17 protein-coding genes are annotated in these 19,358 nt (G+C 66.2%); 11 read left to right on the top strand and 6 right to left on the bottom strand.

What is annotated here, in order from left to right; all coding sequences use genetic code 11:
- Nucleotides 1-24 precede the first annotated feature (24 nt).
- The 8 genes from RVX_RS12135 (at nt 25) to RVX_RS12100 (ending at nt 6,531) form a co-directional block, all read left to right on the top strand.
- Nucleotides 25-561 (top strand): nitroreductase family protein, encoded by a 537-nt coding sequence (locus tag RVX_RS12135; protein WP_116306071.1) that lies wholly within the window; start codon nt 25-27, stop codon nt 559-561.
- A gap of 23 nt (nt 562-584) precedes the next feature.
- On the top strand, nt 585-1,190 hold the full coding sequence (locus RVX_RS12130; protein WP_172596570.1) for an MBL fold metallo-hydrolase: 606 nt from the start codon (nt 585-587) through the stop codon (nt 1,188-1,190).
- Nucleotides 1,191-1,565: 375 nt separating this feature from the next.
- Nucleotides 1,566-2,198 (top strand): flavodoxin family protein, encoded by a 633-nt coding sequence (locus RVX_RS12125; protein WP_116306069.1) that lies wholly within the window; start codon nt 1,566-1,568, stop codon nt 2,196-2,198.
- A 164-nt stretch (nt 2,199-2,362) separates the two neighbouring features.
- A complete protein-coding gene (locus RVX_RS12120) occupies nt 2,363-3,145 on the top strand; it encodes a ComF family protein (RefSeq protein ID WP_230404670.1) in 783 nt (260 codons plus the stop codon).
- Between the two features lie 208 nt (nt 3,146-3,353).
- Entirely contained in the window at nt 3,354-3,800 is a 447-nt protein-coding gene (locus tag RVX_RS12115) for an SDR family oxidoreductase (protein WP_371682109.1), read from the top strand.
- Nucleotides 3,722-4,510, top strand: coding sequence for a DUF4198 domain-containing protein (locus RVX_RS12110; RefSeq protein WP_116306067.1), 789 nt, complete (start codon nt 3,722-3,724; stop codon nt 4,508-4,510). Before RVX_RS12115 ends, RVX_RS12110 begins: the two co-directional genes overlap by 79 nt.
- A 318-nt stretch (nt 4,511-4,828) precedes the next feature.
- Nucleotides 4,829-5,227, top strand: a complete 399-nt coding sequence (locus RVX_RS12105; RefSeq protein WP_116306066.1) for a response regulator — start codon at nt 4,829-4,831, stop codon at nt 5,225-5,227.
- 368 nt (nt 5,228-5,595) lie between these two features.
- Complete coding sequence (locus RVX_RS12100) at nt 5,596-6,531, top strand: Tim44 domain-containing protein (RefSeq protein WP_116306065.1); 936 nt, start codon at nt 5,596-5,598, stop codon at nt 6,529-6,531.
- A gap of 201 nt (nt 6,532-6,732) precedes the next feature.
- Here the strand turns inward: RVX_RS12100 and RVX_RS12095 are convergent, their stop codons facing one another.
- A complete protein-coding gene (locus RVX_RS12095; protein WP_116306064.1) occupies nt 6,733-7,224 on the bottom strand; it encodes a peroxiredoxin in 492 nt (163 codons plus the stop codon).
- 212 nt (nt 7,225-7,436) lie between these two features.
- Entirely contained in the window at nt 7,437-9,542 is a 2,106-nt protein-coding gene (locus tag RVX_RS12090) for an AsmA family protein (protein WP_116306063.1), read from the bottom strand.
- A gap of 331 nt (nt 9,543-9,873) precedes the next feature.
- On the opposite strand from RVX_RS12090, the gene RVX_RS12085 reads away from it, so the two are divergent.
- Together RVX_RS12085 and RVX_RS12080 are read left to right on the top strand one after the other, a co-directional pair.
- Nucleotides 9,874-11,526, top strand: a complete 1,653-nt coding sequence (locus tag RVX_RS12085) for a cobyric acid synthase (protein WP_172596569.1) — start codon at nt 9,874-9,876, stop codon at nt 11,524-11,526.
- A gap of 96 nt (nt 11,527-11,622) precedes the next feature.
- On the top strand, nt 11,623-12,711 hold the full coding sequence (locus tag RVX_RS12080) for a hypothetical protein (protein ID WP_230404597.1): 1,089 nt from the start codon (nt 11,623-11,625) through the stop codon (nt 12,709-12,711).
- 279 nt (nt 12,712-12,990) lie between these two features.
- On the opposite strand, the gene RVX_RS12075 is transcribed toward RVX_RS12080, so the two are convergent.
- Nucleotides 12,991-13,428, bottom strand: coding sequence for a hypothetical protein (locus RVX_RS12075; RefSeq protein WP_116306061.1), 438 nt, complete (start codon nt 13,426-13,428; stop codon nt 12,991-12,993).
- Nucleotides 13,429-13,780: 352 nt separating this feature from the next.
- On the opposite strand from RVX_RS12075, the gene RVX_RS12070 reads away from it, so the two are divergent.
- A complete protein-coding gene (locus tag RVX_RS12070) occupies nt 13,781-14,023 on the top strand; it encodes a GlsB/YeaQ/YmgE family stress response membrane protein (RefSeq protein WP_116306060.1) in 243 nt (80 codons plus the stop codon).
- Nucleotides 14,024-14,157: 134 nt separating this feature from the next.
- Here the strand turns inward: RVX_RS12070 and RVX_RS12065 are convergent, their stop codons facing one another.
- The 3 genes from RVX_RS12065 to RVX_RS12055 form a co-directional block, all read right to left on the bottom strand.
- Nucleotides 14,158-14,919, bottom strand: a complete 762-nt coding sequence (locus RVX_RS12065; RefSeq protein WP_116306059.1) for a class I SAM-dependent methyltransferase — start codon at nt 14,917-14,919, stop codon at nt 14,158-14,160.
- Between the two features lie 465 nt (nt 14,920-15,384).
- On the bottom strand, nt 15,385-16,134 hold the full coding sequence (locus RVX_RS12060; protein WP_172596568.1) for a substrate-binding periplasmic protein: 750 nt from the start codon (nt 16,132-16,134) through the stop codon (nt 15,385-15,387).
- 433 nt (nt 16,135-16,567) lie between these two features.
- Nucleotides 16,568-19,336 carry a cation-transporting P-type ATPase gene (locus RVX_RS12055; RefSeq protein WP_216362347.1) on the bottom strand — a complete coding sequence of 923 codons (2,769 nt, stop codon included), beginning with the start codon at nt 19,334-19,336 and terminating at the stop codon, nt 16,568-16,570.
- Nucleotides 19,337-19,358: the final 22 nt, after the last annotated feature.

Here is a 19,358-nt window from a genome sequence, read left to right as displayed (position 1 = left end):
TTCAAAAGCGACGCCGAGATATCCATGACGGAACCCCATATTTCCGCCGAGGCCCGCGCGGTGCTTGATGCCCTGCACGAACGGCGCAGCATCCGCCGTTTTACCGACGACCCGGTGACCCGCGACGAGATCGTGGCCATGCTGGACGCGGCCCGCTGGGCTCCCAGCGGGCTGAACAACCAGCCGTGGCGCTTCCTGGCGGTGCGGCGCGGCGACCCCCGGCAGGAGGCGCTGGCGGGCTGCACCAAGTACGCGCGCATCGTGCGCGACGCCGGAGTGCTGGTGGCCGTGTTTCTTGACCGCGAAGCCTGCTACCACCCCATGAAGGACCACCAGGGCGCGGGCGCGTGCATCCAGAACCTGCTGCTGGCCGCCCACGCGCTGGGCCTTGGCGCGGTGTGGCTGGGCGAAATCGTCAACCAGGCGCTGCAGGTGGAGCAGGCCCTGGCGCTGCCCGCCGGGCGCTACGAATTCATGGCGCTCATCGCGGCGGGCCGCCCCGCCCAGCGCGGCTCGTCCGACCGCGTTCCTCTTGAAAACCTGCTGCTGGAGGCCTTGTGATTCCGCGTATTTCCACTTTTCCCATGGGACCTTTGGAAACCAACGGCTATCTCGTGCACATGGACGGGGCCGCCGTGGCAGTGGACCCGGGCGGCGCGCCGAAGCCCATGCTGCAGTACGCCGAGAAGAACGGGCTGAAGCTCACGCACATCCTGATCACCCATCTGCATTTCGATCACATCTACGGGGCTGCCGCCCTGGCCGAGGCCTCCGGCGCGCCGGTGCTGGCGGGCCCGGCCGACGCCTTCCTGATGGAGACGGAACTGGGCCGGGGCGGGGCCTTCGGCTTTCCGCGCGTGGCCCCGTTCAGCTACCAGCCGCTGGAAGAGGGCGAGCTTGCCCTTGGCGACATCGCCTGTCGCGTGCTGGCCACGCCGGGCCACACGCCGGGCAGCCTGTCGTTTCATTTTCCGCAGGCGGGCGCGGTGATCGTGGGCGATCTGCTGTTCCACCGGTCCATCGGGCGCACGGACTTTCCCGGCGGCGACCTGGACGCCCTGCGCCGCTCGGTGGTGGAAAAGATATTCACCCTGCCCGACGACACCGTGGTCTACCCCGGGCACGGGCCGGAAACCACCGTGGGCGCGGAAAAATTGAACAACCCGTACTTCACGGAGTTTTCCCTGTAGCGTTTACGCACGGGCTGTTATATCGGAGCATATGGACATGCGGGAACCGCTGTGCGTGGATCTGCGCGCCACCTGCTGAGGGGTGGGCATGGAGGTAGGTTGGTACCTCCGTTTCAAGCCGGACGCGGTTCTGGTGTTTCAGGTCGGCCACGGGTCCGTTCAGGCGGCGCTGGGCGCGCTGCATACGGTTTCCGGCTGGCGGGCCGAGACGACCCGGCACGAGGACCACGCGGAAATCCGCTTCTGGCGCGGTGCACCGGACCACGGGGCCCCGCGGTTGGAAGAGCCTGAGGAACCTGGCGGACCTGCCGAACCCGGCGGGCCTGAAGGAGCCGGTGGGGGGCACCACACCGGGGGGCGCGGCAAGGAGTAGCCATGAGAGCAACCACCACACCGGCCAGGGCATTTTCATGCAGCCCGAGGGCGAACGGCAACAGCGACAGGCTGGCCGCCTTGTTCGCGCGCGGTTTCGCCGAGGCGGGCGGCAACATCGAGGTCACGCTGATGCGCCAGTACGAGGTGCGTCCCTGCGTGTCCTGTTACCGGTGCCAGCACGACCCCCATGGCTGGTGCTTCCTGGAGGGCACCGACCGCAGCGCGCCGCTGTTCTCCATGCTGTTCGAGGCGCCCGCGCTGTTTTTCGCCGCGCCGGTGTTCTTCTATCACCTGCCCGCCATGTTCAAGGCGTTCATCGACCGGGGCCAGTCCTACTGGCTGCGCCGCGAGGCGGGCGACGAACGCCTGCTGTCCCTGCCGCGCCGCACTGCCTGGGTGGCCCTGGTGGCCGGTCGCAAGAAGGGCGAGCGCATTTTCGACGGCAGCCTGCTGACGCTGCGCTATTTCCTGGCGGCGTTCAACATCACCTTGGCCGATCCGCTGCTGCTTGCGGGCTACGACGGCCCCGACGACATCGCCAACGACCCGGCCACCAGCGCCCGGGTGCTGGAATACGGCGGCAACGCCGCCCGCACCATGTTCGACGGCCACGCCGTGGCCGTGAACCAGTAGCCGGAACGGGCGTGGCGCGCGGCCCGACCAGCCCGACCGGCCCGACCGGCCCGACCTGCCCGACCTGCCCGACCGGCCCGACCGGCCAGGCCGACCCGACCGCCTCGACAGTCCAAACAGGCCCGACCACCCGAACAGGTTCGGCTGGCCCCGGCCGCGCGGGCATGGCGAGTCGGGTTCTGGCCCGCCTCGCGGCGTGGGCGAGCGCCTGCGGCCTGACCGAGGTGCGATGCGCCGCATGCGGCAGGCCGTGCGACCCTGCCGCCGTGGCCGCGCCCGGCGGCGGTTCACTGTCCCCCCATTCCCCCGTGCTGTGCCCGGCCTGCGCCGTGGCTCTGGCCCCGCGCCGAGGCGGCGTTTGCCCGCGTTGCGGCGCGCCGCAGGCCCTGCCCACCCTGCCGGACACGCCCTGCGGCCGCTGCCTTGCCGAGCCCCCGCCGTGGCAGGGGTTCCGCATGCATGGCCTGTACGAGGGGGCGTTGCGCCAACTGGTGTTGCGGGTGAAGTTTTCGGAGGACCATGCCGCCGCGCGGCTGCTGGGCGGGCTGCTGGCCACGGCCTGCGCCGACCTGCCCCGGCCCGACGGGGTGGTGCCCGTGCCGCTGCATCCGGAACGGTTGCGCCGCAGGGGGTGCAACCAGTGCCTGGAACTGGCGCGCCTGCCCGCCGCCGCGCTGGGCGCGCCCCTGCAACCCGGCTGGCTCGAACGCATTACCCCCACCCGGCCGCAGACCGGGCTTTCGCGCCAGGAGCGGCGGCGCAACCTGCGCGGCGCGTTCACCGCGCATCCCGACGTGCGCGGCAAGCGCATCCTGCTGGTGGACGACATCTGCACCACCGGCACCACGTTGAGCCGCGCCGTGGAATGCCTGTTGCGGGCGGGCGCGGCGGCGGTGGATTGCGCCGTGGCGGCGCGCACCCCGGCCCACCCCGACCGGCGTCCCTAGCCCCGTAGCGGTTCTTCCCCGGAGGTTTTCGGCAACTCTCCCGGCCATGTTCCAACGCGCCCAGGTTGCCGTGGCGATGCGCCCGTGCCGCCCACGTTCCCTTCGCCGGATGTTCTTGCAACGTCATTACCTTCTTCGCTCCCGTCCGCGCGCCGCGTGATCGCGGGCGGCGCATCACGGTCAACGCCGTGGCCCCCGGCCCTGTGGCATAGACCTGTTCCAGAACGGCAAGACGGAAGAGCAGGTCGCCGCCATCGGCAAGTCGGCCCCGCTGGAGCGGCTGGGCACGCCGGAAGAGATCGCCGCCGTGGTGTCCTTTCTGGCCGGGCCGGAAGGCGGCTGGGCCAACGCACAGGAGGTGCGGGTGAACGGCGGCTTTGCCGGATTCCCCGGCGCATCCGGTCCCCATCCGCATCCGCATCATCCGCGCAGGGCCGGTGGAGCGGGCCAGGCGGTCTGCACCGTCGGCCCTGGTGCGCCTTTGATGGTGACACGACGCATGGTTTCGTGTAACGAAGCATCTCATATTTCATGCTTCGTATCCTTGTACGCATATCAACACGAAAGGAGTGTCCCATGCAGCTTCGCAGGCTTGTCGGCGCGCTGGCGCTGGTGCTCGTCACGGCGGCCCCGGCCCTTGCCCATTTCGGCATGATCATCCCCGACGCCCCGGTGGCCACGGCCGCCAAGCGCGCCACCTCGGTCACCCTGTCGTTCTCGCATCCCTTCGAGATGAAGGGGATGGATCTTGAGCGGCCCCAGGCCTTCGGCGTGGTGCGGGTGGATGGCGACAAGGCCGAACGCACCGACCTGCTGGCCGCGCTGAAGGAAACCAAGGTCATGGGCAAGGCGGCGTGGAAGACCGACTTCACCTTCCCCAGGCCCGGCGTGTACATGTTCACCATGGAGCCCAAGCTGTACTGGGAGCCGGAGGAAGACTGCTACATCCAGCACCTGACCAAGGTGGTGGTGCCCGCCTTCGGCAACGAGGATGGCTGGGACACCCCGGCGGGGCTGAAGTTCGAGATCATTCCCCTTACCCGGCCCTTCGGCAACTACGCGGGCGGCGTTTTCAGCGGCGTGGCCATGCTGGACGGCAAGCCCGCGCCCGGCGTGGACGTGGAAGTGGAGTATTACAACGCCCAGGGCAAGTACGCCGCCCCCACCGAGTACCACGTGACCCAGGTGGTCAAGACCGATGCCAACGGCGTGTTCACCGTGGCCTGCCCGCAGGCGGGCTGGTGGGGCTTCGCCGCGCTGACCACCGCTTCCGAGCAGGTCAAGGGGCCCGACGGCAAGATGAAGGACGTGGAGATCGGCGCGGTGCTGTGGACCCGCTTCGACGCCTTCAAGCCCGTCAAGTAGCACGCGGCGGGAAAACCCGCCCGGCACGATGAACGTACGCGCCCGGTTCCGGCTTCGCCCGGGGCCGGGCGTTTCCGCACTATGCGGGAAAGGGGCGGTGCGCGGAAAGCGCGTACCGGGCCATGGGGGCCGTGCAGTGTGCACCGCGTAGCCAGGCGCGCGGCATGGGCGTGGCAGGGGCTGGGTGGCGGCCAGGGCGTGACGGGGAGCCGCATGACGGCTTGCATTCCACGGACGAAGCCTTATGATTGCCAGAACGCCAACGGCGCGGCCTCACGGCACGTCGGCCGGGCGTCAGAACCGGTTCGGAGGCATTTCATGCGCGTGCTCATCGTCGAGGACGATTTCACCAGCCGCAAGTTCCTGCAAACCATCCTTGCCCCTTACGGGGCCTGCGACATCGCCGTCAGCGGCGTGGAGGCCGTGGAAGCCTTCGCGGCGGCGTTGGGCGCGGGGCAGCCGTACGACCTTGTCTGCCTGGACATCATGCTGCCCGAAATGGACGGTCAGGAGGCCCTGCGGCGCATGCGCGCCCTTGAACGCGAGCAGGGCGTCGCCCCGGCCGACGAGGTGCCCGTTGTCATGACCACCGCCCTCGACGACCCGCGCAACGTGGTGGAGGCTTATTACAAGGGCGGGGCAACGTCGTACGTGCCCAAGCCCATCGACCGCCAGCTTTTCGTGCAGATGCTTAAGGGGCTTGGCGTCATCCGTTGATCCCCAATCGTCCTTTCGCCCGTTGGCGTCGTTAAACTGCGCCTTCCATGTCGGTCAAATACCATAAGAGTATATTTCCTCATGGCAGGCTGGTTTTCCTCGCCAACGAACGAAAATCCTGATTGGGAATCCTCCGGTCGTGCTGTGGTTATTCCCTCTTCTGTATCTGCCCGGCGCGCCTCGTGCCTTCGAGCGCGCCGGACCCGTCGCATTCCGCCTTTCCACGGTGGACCGACGCCGCACCGACACCCACGTCGTTGCAACGGCCCGGCAGGTTCCGGGCCGCAACAGATGCGGTATGCCGGTGGGCACTGCCCGCCAGTACTACCCCGACTTCGACCATCCACACGCAACCTTCGGGAGTACCCATGACCCGTACCCGGATTTTTGCCTGTTGCCTGGCCGTCGCCGTGGCTCTTTCCATGAGCATGACCGACCTCGCCGACGCCAAGCGCCTTGGCGGGGGCAAATCGTTCGGCGGCAGTCCCACGTACCAGCGCAGCGTTCCCGCACCCCAGCCCTCGCCTTCGTCCCCTTCCGGGACCACCCTCAACCGGCAGCAGACGCAGACCCAGCAGCCCGGCACAGCCGCGCCGCAGCAGGCCCCGCGCTCCCGTTTCGGCGGGTTCGGCGGCATGCTGGGCGGCCTGCTGGCGGGCAGCCTGATCGGTTCGCTGCTGTTCGGCGGCGGCTTCGGCGGCGTGGGCATGATGGACATGCTGCTCATCGCGCTGGTGGTCTTCATGGCGTTGAAGTTCTTCGCGGCGCGGCGCGGCGCTCCCACGCCCGCCCCGGCTTCCGGCCCCGGCCAGGACAGGGGCATGCGGCGCGACGCGGACCCCGGCGCACAGACCGGCTCCGGCGCGGGCTGGGACGCCCTGCGGGCAGCCCCGGCGGCCGCGCCGGAATACGCGCAGCCCGCAGGTCCCGGCATTCCGGAAGGTTTCGATACCGAGGATTTCCTGCGCGGGGCCAAGATGGCCTACACCCGCCTGCAGTCCTCGTGGGATCGGCGCGACATGGACGACATCGCCCAGTTCACCACCCCGGAGATACTGAAGGAAATCACCCAGCAGGCCCAGGACGACCCCGGCCCCTCGCGCACCGAGATCCTGTACTGCAACGCCAGCGTGGTTTCGGTGACCGAAGAGAAGGACCGCACCGTGGCCACGGTGTTCTTCGACGTGCTGATGCGCGAGGACGCCCAGGCCGACGCCCCCAGCCAGGTGCGCGAGGTGTGGCACTTCGTGCGCTCGGGCAGCGAGATGTGGCGGCTGGACGGCATTCAGCAGGTGGAAATGTAACGGACGGCCTTTCCGGGTGGCGACAACGCCGCCCGGACATTGCCGCCTGATGCGACCGACATGAAAGGGCGGCGTTCCGTGGATGCACCACGGAACGCCGCCTTTCCTTGTTTGCGTTGGCGCGACTGGTCGCAATTGGTCGCGACTGGCGCTGCTGGGCGTTTACGAACCGTTCACAGTGCGCGCGGATATCCAGCCGGACTACCCGGCAGCCAGCCCGCGCAGTTCGTCCAGAACGGCCTGGGCGTGGCCGTCCACCTTCACCGGCGACCATACCGCCCGCACCGTGCCGTCCGGCCCGATGAGAAAGGTGGAGCGCACGATGCCGGTCACCGCCTTGCCGTACATCATCTTCGTGCCGAACGCCCCGTAAGCCTTGGCCACGCTGCGGTCCGGGTCGCTCAGCAGCGCAACGCCCAGGTCCTGCTTCAGCGTGAAGTTGCCGATGGCTTTCGGAGAATCCGGGCTTACACCAGCCACGGACGCGCCCGCCGCCGTGAAGTCCGGCAGCATGCAGGTGAAGTCGCGCGCCTCGCGCGTGCAGCCGGGGGTGCTGGCCTTGGGGTAGAAGTAGAGCACCAGCCAGCGTCCGGCAAAGTCGGCAAGGCAGCGCGGCGCGCCGGAGGCGTCCGCCAGCCTGAAGTCCGGGGCCGCCTTGCCCAGCAGCGAGGCGGCGGCGATATGTTCGCTCATGGAGGCTCCGTGGTCTCGGGTCGGGGGATGGTGCGCTGGGGCGGGCAGGCGTCCGGTGCCAAGCTGGCCCACATCCGGCGCGTACCGGCAAGCTGCCGATGCGCGCCGCGTCGGTACCGGCCCCACCCCGCCCCAAACGCGAACAATGCCCGCCCGGAACGCGCGCTTCTCCCCCCGGAGGAGGGGGCGCATTCCGGGCGGGGTTCCTTCCGTTACTGCTTCTGGCCCGGCAAGAGGCCCTTGATGGCCCCGCCGATGCCCTTCACCGCCTCGCCGCCCTTTTCCGCCGGGGCCTGGATGACGTTGCCCGCGCCTTCAAGGGTGTTCATCAGCATCTTGGCCGGGTCCACCCCGTAGCTGGGCGAATCCAGTGAACCGCTGATCTTGATGGGTATCTTGGGCAGTCCGGTGACGTCGAGGGTGGCGGCGTAGTCCACAACATTGCGGCCAAGGTCGGCCGTGCCCGCGCCCGTGGCCCCGATGCCCGGCGAGACGAACTTGAGGTCCTTGTTGCTCACCACGCCCTTGTCGGCGCGGATGGAGGCGGTAAGACTGTCGAACTTCTGGCCGGACGCCCCGGCCCGCTTGGATTCCGCTCCCTTGATGCCTTCGGGGATGATCTGGAAGCCGTGGATGGTGCCCTGGGTCATGGCAAGAGAGGCCGTGCCCGCCAGGGAGTGCTTGGCGGCGTTCCAGTCGTCGCCGGTGGCGGAGAGGTCGGTCTTCACGTCGGTGCGGGCCGAGACGTGCCGCTTGCCCAGCGCCGCCTGTTGCAGTTCGCCCACCTCCACCCCCTTCACGGTGGAGACGATGCGCGACTTCGTGGCCTCGGCGCGGGTGTCGGCGGTGATGTCTCCATCCACCGAGCCGCCGCCCAGATTCAGCTTCAGCGGGTTGACGCGCACTAGGCCCTTGTCGGCCACCAGGCGCACCAGCACGTTGGTCATGGGCACCTTGGAGGCCACCAGCCTGCCCGCCTTGAAGGTGACGTCCACGTCGAAGTTGCGCAGGGCCTTCTTGGCCTCGGCCGTGCCGCCCTGCGGGGCCGCCTTGCCGTCCTTGGCTGCGGGCGCTGCGCCCTTGTCCGCCGCCTTGCCCTTTTCGCCTTCCGGCGGCAGGTAGCGGTCCACGTCGATGGCGTCCAGCGCCAGTTCCGCGCGGATCACCTGCACCTGGCCGGGCACGGCCGACGCCTTGCCCTGAATGGCGGTATCGTCCAGCTTGCCGGTGATGGAGCGCACGTCCACCTTGGCGGGCGCGGCCTGCACGTCCAGCTTCAGGTCCAGCGCGTCGAGCGCCTTGGGGTCTGCCGTGCGCACCGGGTTGCCCAGTGCTTCCAGCGCCTTGCGGGGCGACCCGGCCAGGGTCAGCACGCCCTCGAACGACGGGGCCGCCAGCGCGGCCGCGCCCTTGCCGCCAAGGCGCAGGGTGGGCGTGGACAGCGACAGGCTGGCGATGTCCAGCCGCTGCGGCCCGGTGTGCAGGGTCATGTCGCCCGCCAGTTCCACCTTGCCGAGCCCGGCGGGCAGCACGCCGCCCTTGGGGGTGAGGGTCACGGTCAGGCCCTTGACCTCCAGCACCGAGCCGCCCAGGTCGGACTGCACCTTGGCGGTGACGGAAAGGTCGGCCTCGATGTCCGGCTTCTGGCCGGACATGGCCACGTTCATCCTGATGTCGGCGGGGTCGCCACCGGGGGCCAGGCCGTTGACGGCCACGTTCAGGTCGCGGGCACGGAACTGCTGCCCGGTGGCCATGTCGCGGAAGGACAGGGTGGCCCCGTTCACGGACAGGGTGTCCACGGCCACGGCCAGCGGCGAGCCGCCGCCTGAGCCGCCAGCGTCCTTCCCAGACGGGGCAGACGGAGCAGACGCCTGGGCGGACGGCGCGGGGGCCGCGCCCGGCTTGGCGAAGTCCCAGTTGGTCTTGCCTTCGGCGGTGCGCACCAGGTTCAGGTGCAGCCCGTCCAGGATCAGCTCCGCCACCTCCACCCGCTTGGAGAGCAGGGGCATGAAGGCCACGCGCAGCCCGCCGCCCTTCAGGCGCAGGAACACGTCGTCGTCGGGGGACGCCGCCTTGGGAAAGTCCGGCGGGTTGCCGAGGTGCATGGGGCCAAAGGCTATGCCCAGCCAGGGGAAAAAGGACAGAGAGAGGTCGCCGTCGAACACCAGCTCACGTCCGGTGGCCGAGCGCGCGGCGTCGGCGATGCGCCCCTTGTAGTCGTTGGGGTCGATGGTCGCCACCACGATGGCGACGGCCGCCGCGGCAACGATGACCAGTGCGCCGATGGCGGCGGCCACGAGTTTCAGCGTTTTGTTCATGGCGGTTCTCCCGGTTGGGGTTGCCGAAGATCATTGCTGACGCTGGCCGGGCGGGCGCCGCGCGAAAGGGCCGTGCCGCATGGCGGCAGAGGCTGCCGGACGGCGGCGCAGGATGGCCGCGCAGGAAAGGCACCCGAGCCTTCCTGTAAGATAACCCACCGGGGATGTTGGGGCAAGGCGCATGAGAGATTTGTGGCGCAGGTCGGCGGGCGCGGCGCGTTGGCGCGCCGGGGCGGGCCGTTCGGAAGTGGGCGCGGGCAGGGCCGGGCGCGCCCGCTGTGCAGGGGACGCCGGGTGGCGGACCGGCCCGATTCGCGCTAGACCAAGGCCCATGACATCCGCGACGTCCACGCCCTTCTCCCGTAAGCCCGCCCCCGGAAAGCCCGTCTCCCGCACGCCCGCGCTGATGGTGCAGGGCACCTGTTCCAACGCGGGCAAGAGCATCCTCGCCGCCGCGTTCTGCCGCATCTTTTTGCAGGACGGCCTGCGCGTGGCCCCGTTCAAGGCGCAGAACATGGCGCTCAATTCCTGCGTCACGCCCGACGGGCTGGAGATGGGCCGCGCCCAGGCCGTGCAGGCGGCGGCCTGCCGCCTCGAACCGGACGTGCGCATGAACCCGGTGCTGCTGAAGCCCTGCTCCGACGTGGGCTCGCAGGTCATCGTCATGGGCCGCCCGGTGGGCGTCATGCGGGTGCGCCAGTACGTGGACTACAAGCCGCAGGCGCGCGACGCGGCCTTTGCCGCCTACGACAGCCTGGCGGCGGAGCACGACGTGATGGTCATCGAAGGGGCGGGCAGCCCGGCGGAAATCAACCTGAAGGCCCACGACATCGTGAACATGGCCATGGCCCGGCACGCCGGGGCGCGGGTGCTGCTGGTGGGCGACATCGACCGGGGCGGTGTGTTCGCCGCGCTGGTGGGCACCATGGAACTGCTGGACGGCTGGGAGCGCGAGCTGGTGGCGGGCTACCTGCTGAACAAGTTCCGGGGCGACGCCAGCCTGCTGGACCCGGCGCTGGATTTCATGAAGGAACGCACCGGCCGCCCCGTGCTGGGCGTGGTGCCGTACCTGCGCGACCTGGGCCTGCCGGAAGAGGATTCCGTGACCTTCAAGGAAGGGCTGCCCGGTCTGCGAGACCCGCGCGACGGCACGACCGTTGAAGGCGGCGACGCTCTGGACATCGTGCTGGTGGACCTGCCGCACATCAGCAACTTCACCGATGTGGACGCCCTGCGCGGCGAGCCGGACGTGCGGCTGCGCGTGGCCCGCACCCCGGCGGAACTGGCGGCCCCATCGGGGGGACCGGGCGGCAGGATGCCCGACGCGGTGATTCTGCCCGGCAGCAAGAATACCACCGGCGACCTGCGGGCGTTGCGCGCCTCCGGCATGGCCGAGGCGCTGGCGCGCCTGGCGCGCGACCCGGACGGGCCGGTGGTGGCGGGCATCTGCGCGGGGTTGCAGATGCTGGGCCTGTCCGTGGCCGACCCGCTGGGGCTGGAAGGCGGCGGGTGCGAGGCGGGGCTGGGGCTGCTGCCCGTGCGCACCGAACTGGCGGCGGAAAAGACCCTGCGCCGCACCGGCGGGGTGCATCCGGCAAGCGGGCTGCCCGTGGCGGGGTACGAGATTCGCCACGGCATGACCGTGGCCGAGGGGCGCGGTGGCGGCGGCCCGAATGGTGCGGGCTGCGGGGACGGGGCGCGCGCCTTCCTGCTGCGCGAGGATGGCGGCCCGTTGGGCTGGGCCATCGGGGGCGGCGTGGAAACCGGGACGCGGGAGCGAGTGTGGGGCACCTCGCTGCACGGCGTGTTCGACGCGGACGGCTTTCGCAGGCATTTTCTGGACGGGCTGCGCACACGCCGGGGGCTGACCCCGCTGGGCGGCGTGGTGGCCCCCTATTCGCTCGACCCGGCGCTGGACCGGCTGGCCGACGCCGTACGCGGGGCCGTGGACATGGACGCCATTTACGGTATGCTGGGCCTGTAGCCGGGTCTGGCGTAGCGCGCCCCGCCGCCCGTGCGGGCGTGCCGCGCGGCATGGAACGGGACGGAATGCACGGCGGGATGCAGGGAGGACCGGGCGATGTGCACTGACGGGGAGAGACGGGCGGCGGCACGAGCCATGCCGGTGCCGCGCAGGCCGGAGCATTCCGGCCCCAACGTGTGCATGACGGTATCCCTGCTGCTGGTCTGTCTGCTGGCGGGCCTGCCCACCGCGTCCGCCGTTGCGGCCGTAGAGGCCGCGCCACAGGCGGCAACTGCCCCTTCCGACATCATGCCCGCCCCCGAATCCCCCGGCTCCGTTTCTCCCGCCCCCGCGCCATCCGGCCGCATCATCGGCCATATGCCGAATTTTGGCGACCAGCCCGCCACCGAAGGGGCCGGGGCGCTGTATGCCAAGGCCGTGCGCGTGCTCTCGCAGGTGCGCGAAACCCGTTACACCGGCAGCTACGTGGTGGACGAGGAGGCGGGCCGGTTCGCGCTGAACTGTTCCGGCTTTCTTGCGCTGCTGCTGTACGAGGTGAGCCCCGAAACGCTGGCCACCGTGGACCGCAGCGGCAAGCACTACCGCCCACGGGCAGAGGATTTTCACCGCAGCATCCTGCGTGCCGGGCCCCAGGGCGACGGCACCGGCTGGCTGCGGCTGGAGCGGGTGTCGGAGCTGCGCCCCGGCGACGTGGTGGCGTGGCTGCGGCCCGCCGAGCGCAGCGCCAGTTCCGCCACCGGGCACGTCATGGTGGCGCTGGCCAGCCCGCGCCTGAACCCGGCCCGGCCTGGCGAAGTGCTGCTGCCCGTGGCCGACTGTACCCTGAGTCCGCACGGCGACCTTGCGGCCATGCGCGAGGCGGGCAGCCCCGAACCGGAGGCCGCGCGGCCCCCGCAACTGGGTAGTGAAGCGACGCTGGAACCCGTGCCCGGCGCTGCCCTGGGTCAGCCCCAGCCGCTGGAGGTGGAGGCGTCACCGGCCATCGCCCCCGGCATCGAACGGGGCAGCGCCGCATGGCTTGCCGCGCTGCCCAGTGATACGCGCGAGCCGGGCATTGGCGGCGTGGGCGCCGGGGTCATCGGCCTGGCCACCGACGCGGCAGGTCGCCCCGTGGCCTACTGGTGGCGGGGCGGGGCTTCGCGCCACCGGCTGGTGACCTCCATCATGCTCGGCCGCTTGGAGTAGCCCGATATGCGGACTGGCGCGGACGGACGTTGTGAAAGATGCCGTGCCGCTCTCTTGAGTCCTGACGCACCGGTCACCCCCTGACGCACCGGTCACCCCCTGACGCACCGGTCACCCCCTGACGCACCGGTCAGTTCCGGCACTGTTCAGCGCGTCCAGCTTCCACCAGTCTTTCTTTCGCATGAACTGGCCCGGCAGGGTACGGGACAAATCCCGCCCTGCCGGGCCGTGTGCGTTCGTCCGGTCCTGCGCCCGCCGTTTCAGCGGGCGGGTCCACCGCTACTTGGCCAGTTCGTCGGCCTTCTTGCGCAGGTAGTGGCCAAGGTCGTTCATGGCCGCCTTGGCCTTGAACAGGTTGAGGTGCAGCGCGTCGGTGAAGCCGAGCACGTTGGCCCCCTCCTTCAGCGGCGCGGCCGACGGCCCGAGGGTGGCGTGCTTCAGGCGGCCGCCTTCGGCCACGAACACGGTGGTGTCCACCATGTTGCCCAGGAATTCCTTCTTCACGTCCACGGTGAGCACCACGTTGCTGCCCTTGAGTTCGCGCTTGGTGATGTCGCCCATCACCGCCTCGCCAAGGTATATCCTGTCGTCCTTGATGTCGGGCACGGCGTCGAACACCACGCGGTAGTTGTTCTCGAACAGGCCGAGCAGGGCATGGGCGTTGGTGGATACGCCCAGCGCCAGCAGCAGGGCGAAGGCGAAGACGATGTTGCGCATGGGAGCCTCCGGGGAGAATGGTTGAGGGATGGCCGCCACGCCGCGCTGGGCGGGCGGCGTGGCGCTGCCCGCAGCATACACCCCGGCGCGCGGCGCGGGCAACCGGGCAAGAAGGGGGAATGCCCGCGACGGGACGGCGTGCCGTGGGGCCGGGCCGTGGCGTGAATCCGGCAGGGCACGGTAAACGTGGGGGGGCAGGCGTCGCGCCCGCTCTGCATGCTCCTGCCGGGTGCGGAAGGCTTGCGGGTTTATGCAGGGGGCAGACATTTTCCGGCCCTGCGGGTACCATGGGGCCGGAATACCGGCGGGTGTGCTGCCGCGCTTCCGCCAAACATGAAGGGAGGATGCACTCATGAGCATCATCTGGTTTCTTCTGCTGGGCGCGCTGGCCGGTTGGCTGGCCGCAAAACTGATGCAGGGGCGCGGATTCGGCTTTCTGGGCAACATGGCCGTGGGCGTGGTGGGCGCGGTGCTGGGCGGATTTCTGTTCCGCATGGTGGGCGTGCACGGCGGCGGCATGATGGGGTCGCTGGTCACCGCGGTGGTGGGAGCCATCGTGCTGCTGTTCCTGGTGGGCCTGGTGAAACGGGGCTAGCATCCCGCGCTGGATGCGCGAGGGGCAACCCGGCATGGCGCGGCGCGTGCGGAAGCGCCCCTGGCGGATGCCCGCCAGGGGCGTTGATCTGTTTAGCCGTGCCACGTCTTGGCCCTGCCGGGGGGCGGCGGGTGTCAGTCCTTCCGGCGTGCGATGATCATGTCCTGATAGGGGTCGAAGGGGCCGTCTACCGGTCTGCCGCACCAGCTGCCGGGCACCACCTTGTCCACGCGCAACCCACACTCGCCGATCAACCCGAGAAAGGCGGACTCGGCATAGCCGATGGCGTGCAGCGGATCCTCGGCGTTGAAGTATCGGGCATGCGCGTTCAGCCGGTGCGGCATGGGGTAGCGGGTTGTTCCCGTCCGCTCTCCTTCGTCGCTGGATTCGTTGAGCAGGAACGCGGTGCACAGCAGGCTTCCGCCAGGCCTTAGCAGCGGGGCGGCAAGCTGAAGGTATGCGCGGATATCCGCTTCGTACATATGCGTGAACACGCTGTAGAAAGTCACGGCATCCATGCGGGGCATGGCCGAGAAGTCGAGGTCTTTGACGGTGTATTTTCCCGCCGGATTGTAGCGTGCGTTATGCAGGTCAAGATGCCGGAAGTGTGCACGGCCGTCTTGTCCAAGGTGTTCCTGGCACCACGCGATCTGTTGCGGCAGGATGTCCAGGCCGTAATACCTGCCCGTGAATCCCTTGTCGCGAAGCAATGCGTGCGCGAGGCGGCCGTAGCCGCAGCCGATGTCAAGGACCATGCCCAGCGCGGAAACAGGCATGGCTTCCCGCAGCATGCGCACGCACAGGTCGCCAATGGAGATGAAACGGTCGTCGTCTTCTCCCATGAAGCGCAGTTCCGTGGGGGGAAGGGGCCAGGGAAAATCGTGGGGGGTGGTCATGCGGTGTCCTCGCCTGCCGTAGAGATTCGGAAAGAATCCGGCATGTAATCAGTAACACCGCCATGTTATACTGTATTTGCGGGGCGGGAAATCTCTTTGTGTTGCTTAAGGCGGCTACGGGGATGTCGGGCAGGGAAATGTTGAACGGAAATGTGCTCCATTGCCGCCCGGTTACCGGTGGGCTTGGTGTTCTGGTGCGTTCCGCTGCGCCTGAACGGCACCGGGAAAGCTGGGGACTCATTTCCCGGCAGGGGGACATCTGGAGCGTTTGTGAGGAATATGCTGTAAAATTGCATTGTTGAGTGTAGAAAGGTCGCGGTTTGCGCCGTGGCCCGTTGTCGTCTGGCGGAGAGGGAGATAATTGTCAGTTCTTATGCGTATATTACCGAAATAAATTATTTTTTAATGTCTATCGAATGGTCTTGGGAGCGTTTGTAACAGGGTGGTGTACCCGTGGTGTGTTGTTTAGTGATCCGTTTTGATTGAATCTATGGCGGTGTTGATTCGTTCGATAATATTAGGGTCCGCGTTTTTGTTGAAGATCATGTGGCGATTGTTGCCGCATGGTATATCTTCAAGTTGGATTATGGCCAATTCATCGTGTGGGATGCCTGCTTCTTTCTCGAGAGAAGACTCCTCTTCAGGGGCAATCAGAATAGCGTCAATTCTTCTTGCGCGAAGCATTTTAAGAAGTTGGGATTGGTCTCCAGCGATGAAATGAACGCTAGACGGGTATTTTCTGAACAGGCTGTCGCAGAATGCGCCTTCTGAATGTCCGGAGATTTCACCTATTCTGAACTTGTTGCTTGTCAATATGCTCTCAAGTGTTTTGAATGATAAAAATTCTTCTGCACGATCTGTTCGAATGAGAAGGTGAAGCGGTTTGTTTGTATAGATGGGATTTGAGAATATGTAGTCCTTCTCCCTCTCGCGTGTACGAAACCAGCCGATGGAGGCAGCATTCTGGCTGCTCTTGACTTCAGCAAGGACTCTCTTGGATGGGAGTTGATTGAGCGTATATGCAATTTTAGATTCTTCGAGTATTTTCTTTGTGATGTCGATAATTATTCCCTTGGGCGTGTCGTTTTCTGTGTAATAGTACGGGGGGTATTCAATATAATATATGACAAGATCTTTTGAAATGGCTAGGCACGGATTTGTGGTTGAGAGTATGTAGATTGCGATCAGAATTGTCAGGCGTGCGATGTGTGACATGCTGCTTCTCGTGTGGTGAAGTTCTCTTATGCTCATATATTAGAGTTGTTATTTGTTTGCAAGGCCGCGATAGGGTTGATTTATGAGCGGTGGAAAACTTCTCTTCACCACGCGATGTGCATGCCGTCCATGAGGAGGAACGCCAGGGCGCCCGAGGTTGCCCCCGTCTTGATGTGCAGGGCTTCGGCCCGGCGGGAACGGAGGATGAGGGCGTGTCGGCCGGATTCGTTGCTGATGAGGCGAGTGGGGCTGCCGCACTTGGATTCTTCGCTAATGACGCTGTAGCGCGGAGTTGTTCGCGCATCGGCATTCGGCTCGGCCAGGAGGCTCTGGGGGGGGGGCAGGCCCGACGCTTCTGACACTTCCTTTGCCACGAATCATAGAACGTCGTTGTAGATCCCGCCTGAGAGCAGGTTGTTCTTGATGGATCCGTCTATCTTGCCTTTTCTGCCGGTGTGTTCGCGTCTGCACGCCTGCGATTTCTGACCCACTTGTCGAAGGATATTACGGGGAGCACCGTTGCTCCTACCGCCATGGCAAACAGCCATCCCCGGCCATCAATCGGCGCGGAGTTGAAAAGCGTTTGCAGCGGTGGCAGATAAATGAAACATGTCTGGAGCACGAGCAGCGCTCCGATGCCGATGAATATTGTTGGATTGCTGAAAAAACCTTGGGTAAAGAGCGAAGCGTTCAGAGAGCGACAGTTGAGCAGGTAAAAAATCTGGGTGAAGGTAATGCTTGTCACGCAGAGTGTCTGCGCTTCGGCAAGGGCCAGGGCATGCTTGGCGCTTGTCACGGGCTCTTGGCCTATAATGCGATAATACTCCCAGAGGAACAGTCCGCATGCACCTGCCGCCATGAGGGCTCCGACAATAACCAGGCGGGTTACAATGAAGCCCGAGAACACCGGCGCCTCGGGAGAGCGCGGACGTCGCCGCATCGCATTTGGCTCAAGCACTTCAAAGGCCAGGGGGATGGACAGGGTGACACTTGCCACCAGATTTATCCACAGGGTTTGGCTGGGGGACATGGCCAAAAGAAGTTCATTGACGCCAGCGATCTGAACTGTCGGGAAGAAAAACATGGCAACCGACAGGGTGCAGGCCAGGCCGAGATTGGTGGGCAGCATAAAGGCCAGGGATTTTATGAGATTGTCATAGACCCGGCGTCCTTCCTCCACCGCTGCGGTGATGGATGCGAAGTTGTCGTCCATGAGTACGACCTTGGCCGCTTCTTTCGATACCGTCGTGCCGGTTATGCCCATGGCTATGCCGATGTCGGCGCGCTTGAGGGCCGGTGCATCATTGACACCGTCACCAGTCATGGCAATGACATGGCGCTGTGCCTGCAGTGCCTCGACAAGCTGGAGCTTGTGCTCGGGGGCCAACCTTGCAAAGACATTCGTGCTCATCGCCGCGTCCTGCATCTGTTTCTCGGAAAGCCCATCCAGGTCACGGCCCGACATCGCGTGCTGCCCTTGCGGCAGAAGGCCGAGTTGCCGCCCGATAGCCTCGGCGGTCACAGGGTGATCGCCAGTGATCATTTTGACGGTAATGCCGGCTTGTTGGCATACCCTGATGGCATCCATCGCCTCGGTCCGGGGAAGGTCGATCATGCAGAGCAAGCCTGCAAACTGCAAACCCGTTCGGACGGACTCTGGTTCGATCTGCTGCGCAGTGACGCCCTTCTTGTGTGCAAATGCGATGACCCGCATTCCCTGGCGGCCATAGGTGGCCACGGCCTCATTGATTCGTCGCAATTCCGCCCCCGTCAGGGTGCAGCGTTCAAGGACGGTTTCCGGAGCCCCCTTCAGGAGGATATGGGTTTCCCCGTCAATCGTGTTCAGGGTGGCCATGAATTTGCTGTCCGACTCGAACGGGATGACGTCCAGGCGGGCATGGTGGCTGCGAAGCTCTTGGCTCGAAAGGTTTGCTTTTTCTGCGGCAACAACCAGCGCGGCCTCGGTAGGGTCGCCGGTGATGGTCCAGATGTTTTGTTCAAGGCGCACTACGGCATCATTGCAGAGGACGGCTATGGTGAGCAGATCATGCAAGGGCGCCGGGAGTTCGTTCAGGCGGGCACCATCGCGTTCGATTTCCCCGTTCGGGGCATAGCCGATGCCGGAAACCCGGTATTCCTGCCCGCCCAGCCATGCCACTTGCACAGTCATCTCGTTGCGGGTCAGTGTGCCGGTTTTGTCAGAGCAGATGACCGTGGTGGAGCCAAGTGTTTCAACCGCCGGGAGGTGTCGGATGATCGCATGTCTTTCGGCCATGCGCCGGACGCCTATGGCGAGGCAGATGGTGATTACAGCTGGCAAACCTTCGGGGATTGCCGCCACCGCGAGAGAAACCGCCACCATGAGGGAATCACCGAGAGGGGCATCCTTGACCCAGATGCCGAAACTGATGAGGGCAGCCACCACTACGATTATGGCGACGGTAATGCCATTGCTGACCTTGGCCAGCTGGCGTGTCAGCGGAGTCTCCATCTGTCCGGTCTGGTTGAGCAGGGTATTGATGCGGCCCAGCTCTGTCACGCCGCCGGTTGCGACCACCACGCCGGTGGCCGTGCCCTGTAGAACAAGCGTTCCGCTGTAGGCCATGCCGATTCTGTCGCCAAGGGGTGAATCCTGGGCAACGGCGTCGCTTCGTTTTGCCACGGGCAGTGATTCGCCGGTGAGGGCGGCTTCTTCAACCAGAAGGTTTTTGACCCTGATCAGCCGCAGATCTGCGGGAACCTTGTCGCCACTCTGCAAGATCACAAGGTCACCTGGGACCAGACTTTCAGCGGAAACCGCAATGGACTCTCCGTTCCGGAGCGTTGTTGCAAATTCCGGCACCATGGAGGCAAGCGCCTCAATGGTTTTGCTTGCGCGATATTCCTGTATGAATCCGATGATGGCGTTAACGATTACCGCGCCGAAAACCACCATTGAGTCCGTAATCTTTTGCAATCCGACAGCCAAGGCCCCAGCTGCGATCAAGAGCCAGCCAATCGGGTTGTTTATTTGACGCCAGAAAATCAGCCAGGGGCTGTCGCGTCCCTTGCGCAGAAGCGTGTTGGAGCCATGCTTTTGAAGTCGCTCTGCTGCTTCACGGTCGCTCAAACCGTTAAGGCTTGTCTCCAACTCGGCCACTACGTCCTGGGCTGATAGGGAGTGCCACATAATGCTGTCCGGCTTTATTGCGTTATATTGCATCGTAAGCATCTCCTGCGAGGTT

Source organism: Nitratidesulfovibrio sp. HK-II, from assembly GCF_003402415.2.
GTDB lineage: Bacteria > Desulfobacterota > Desulfovibrionia > Desulfovibrionales > Desulfovibrionaceae > Cupidesulfovibrio.
Note: the sequence above shows the minus strand (reverse complement) of the source record. Positions and strands in the feature narration are given on the sequence as shown.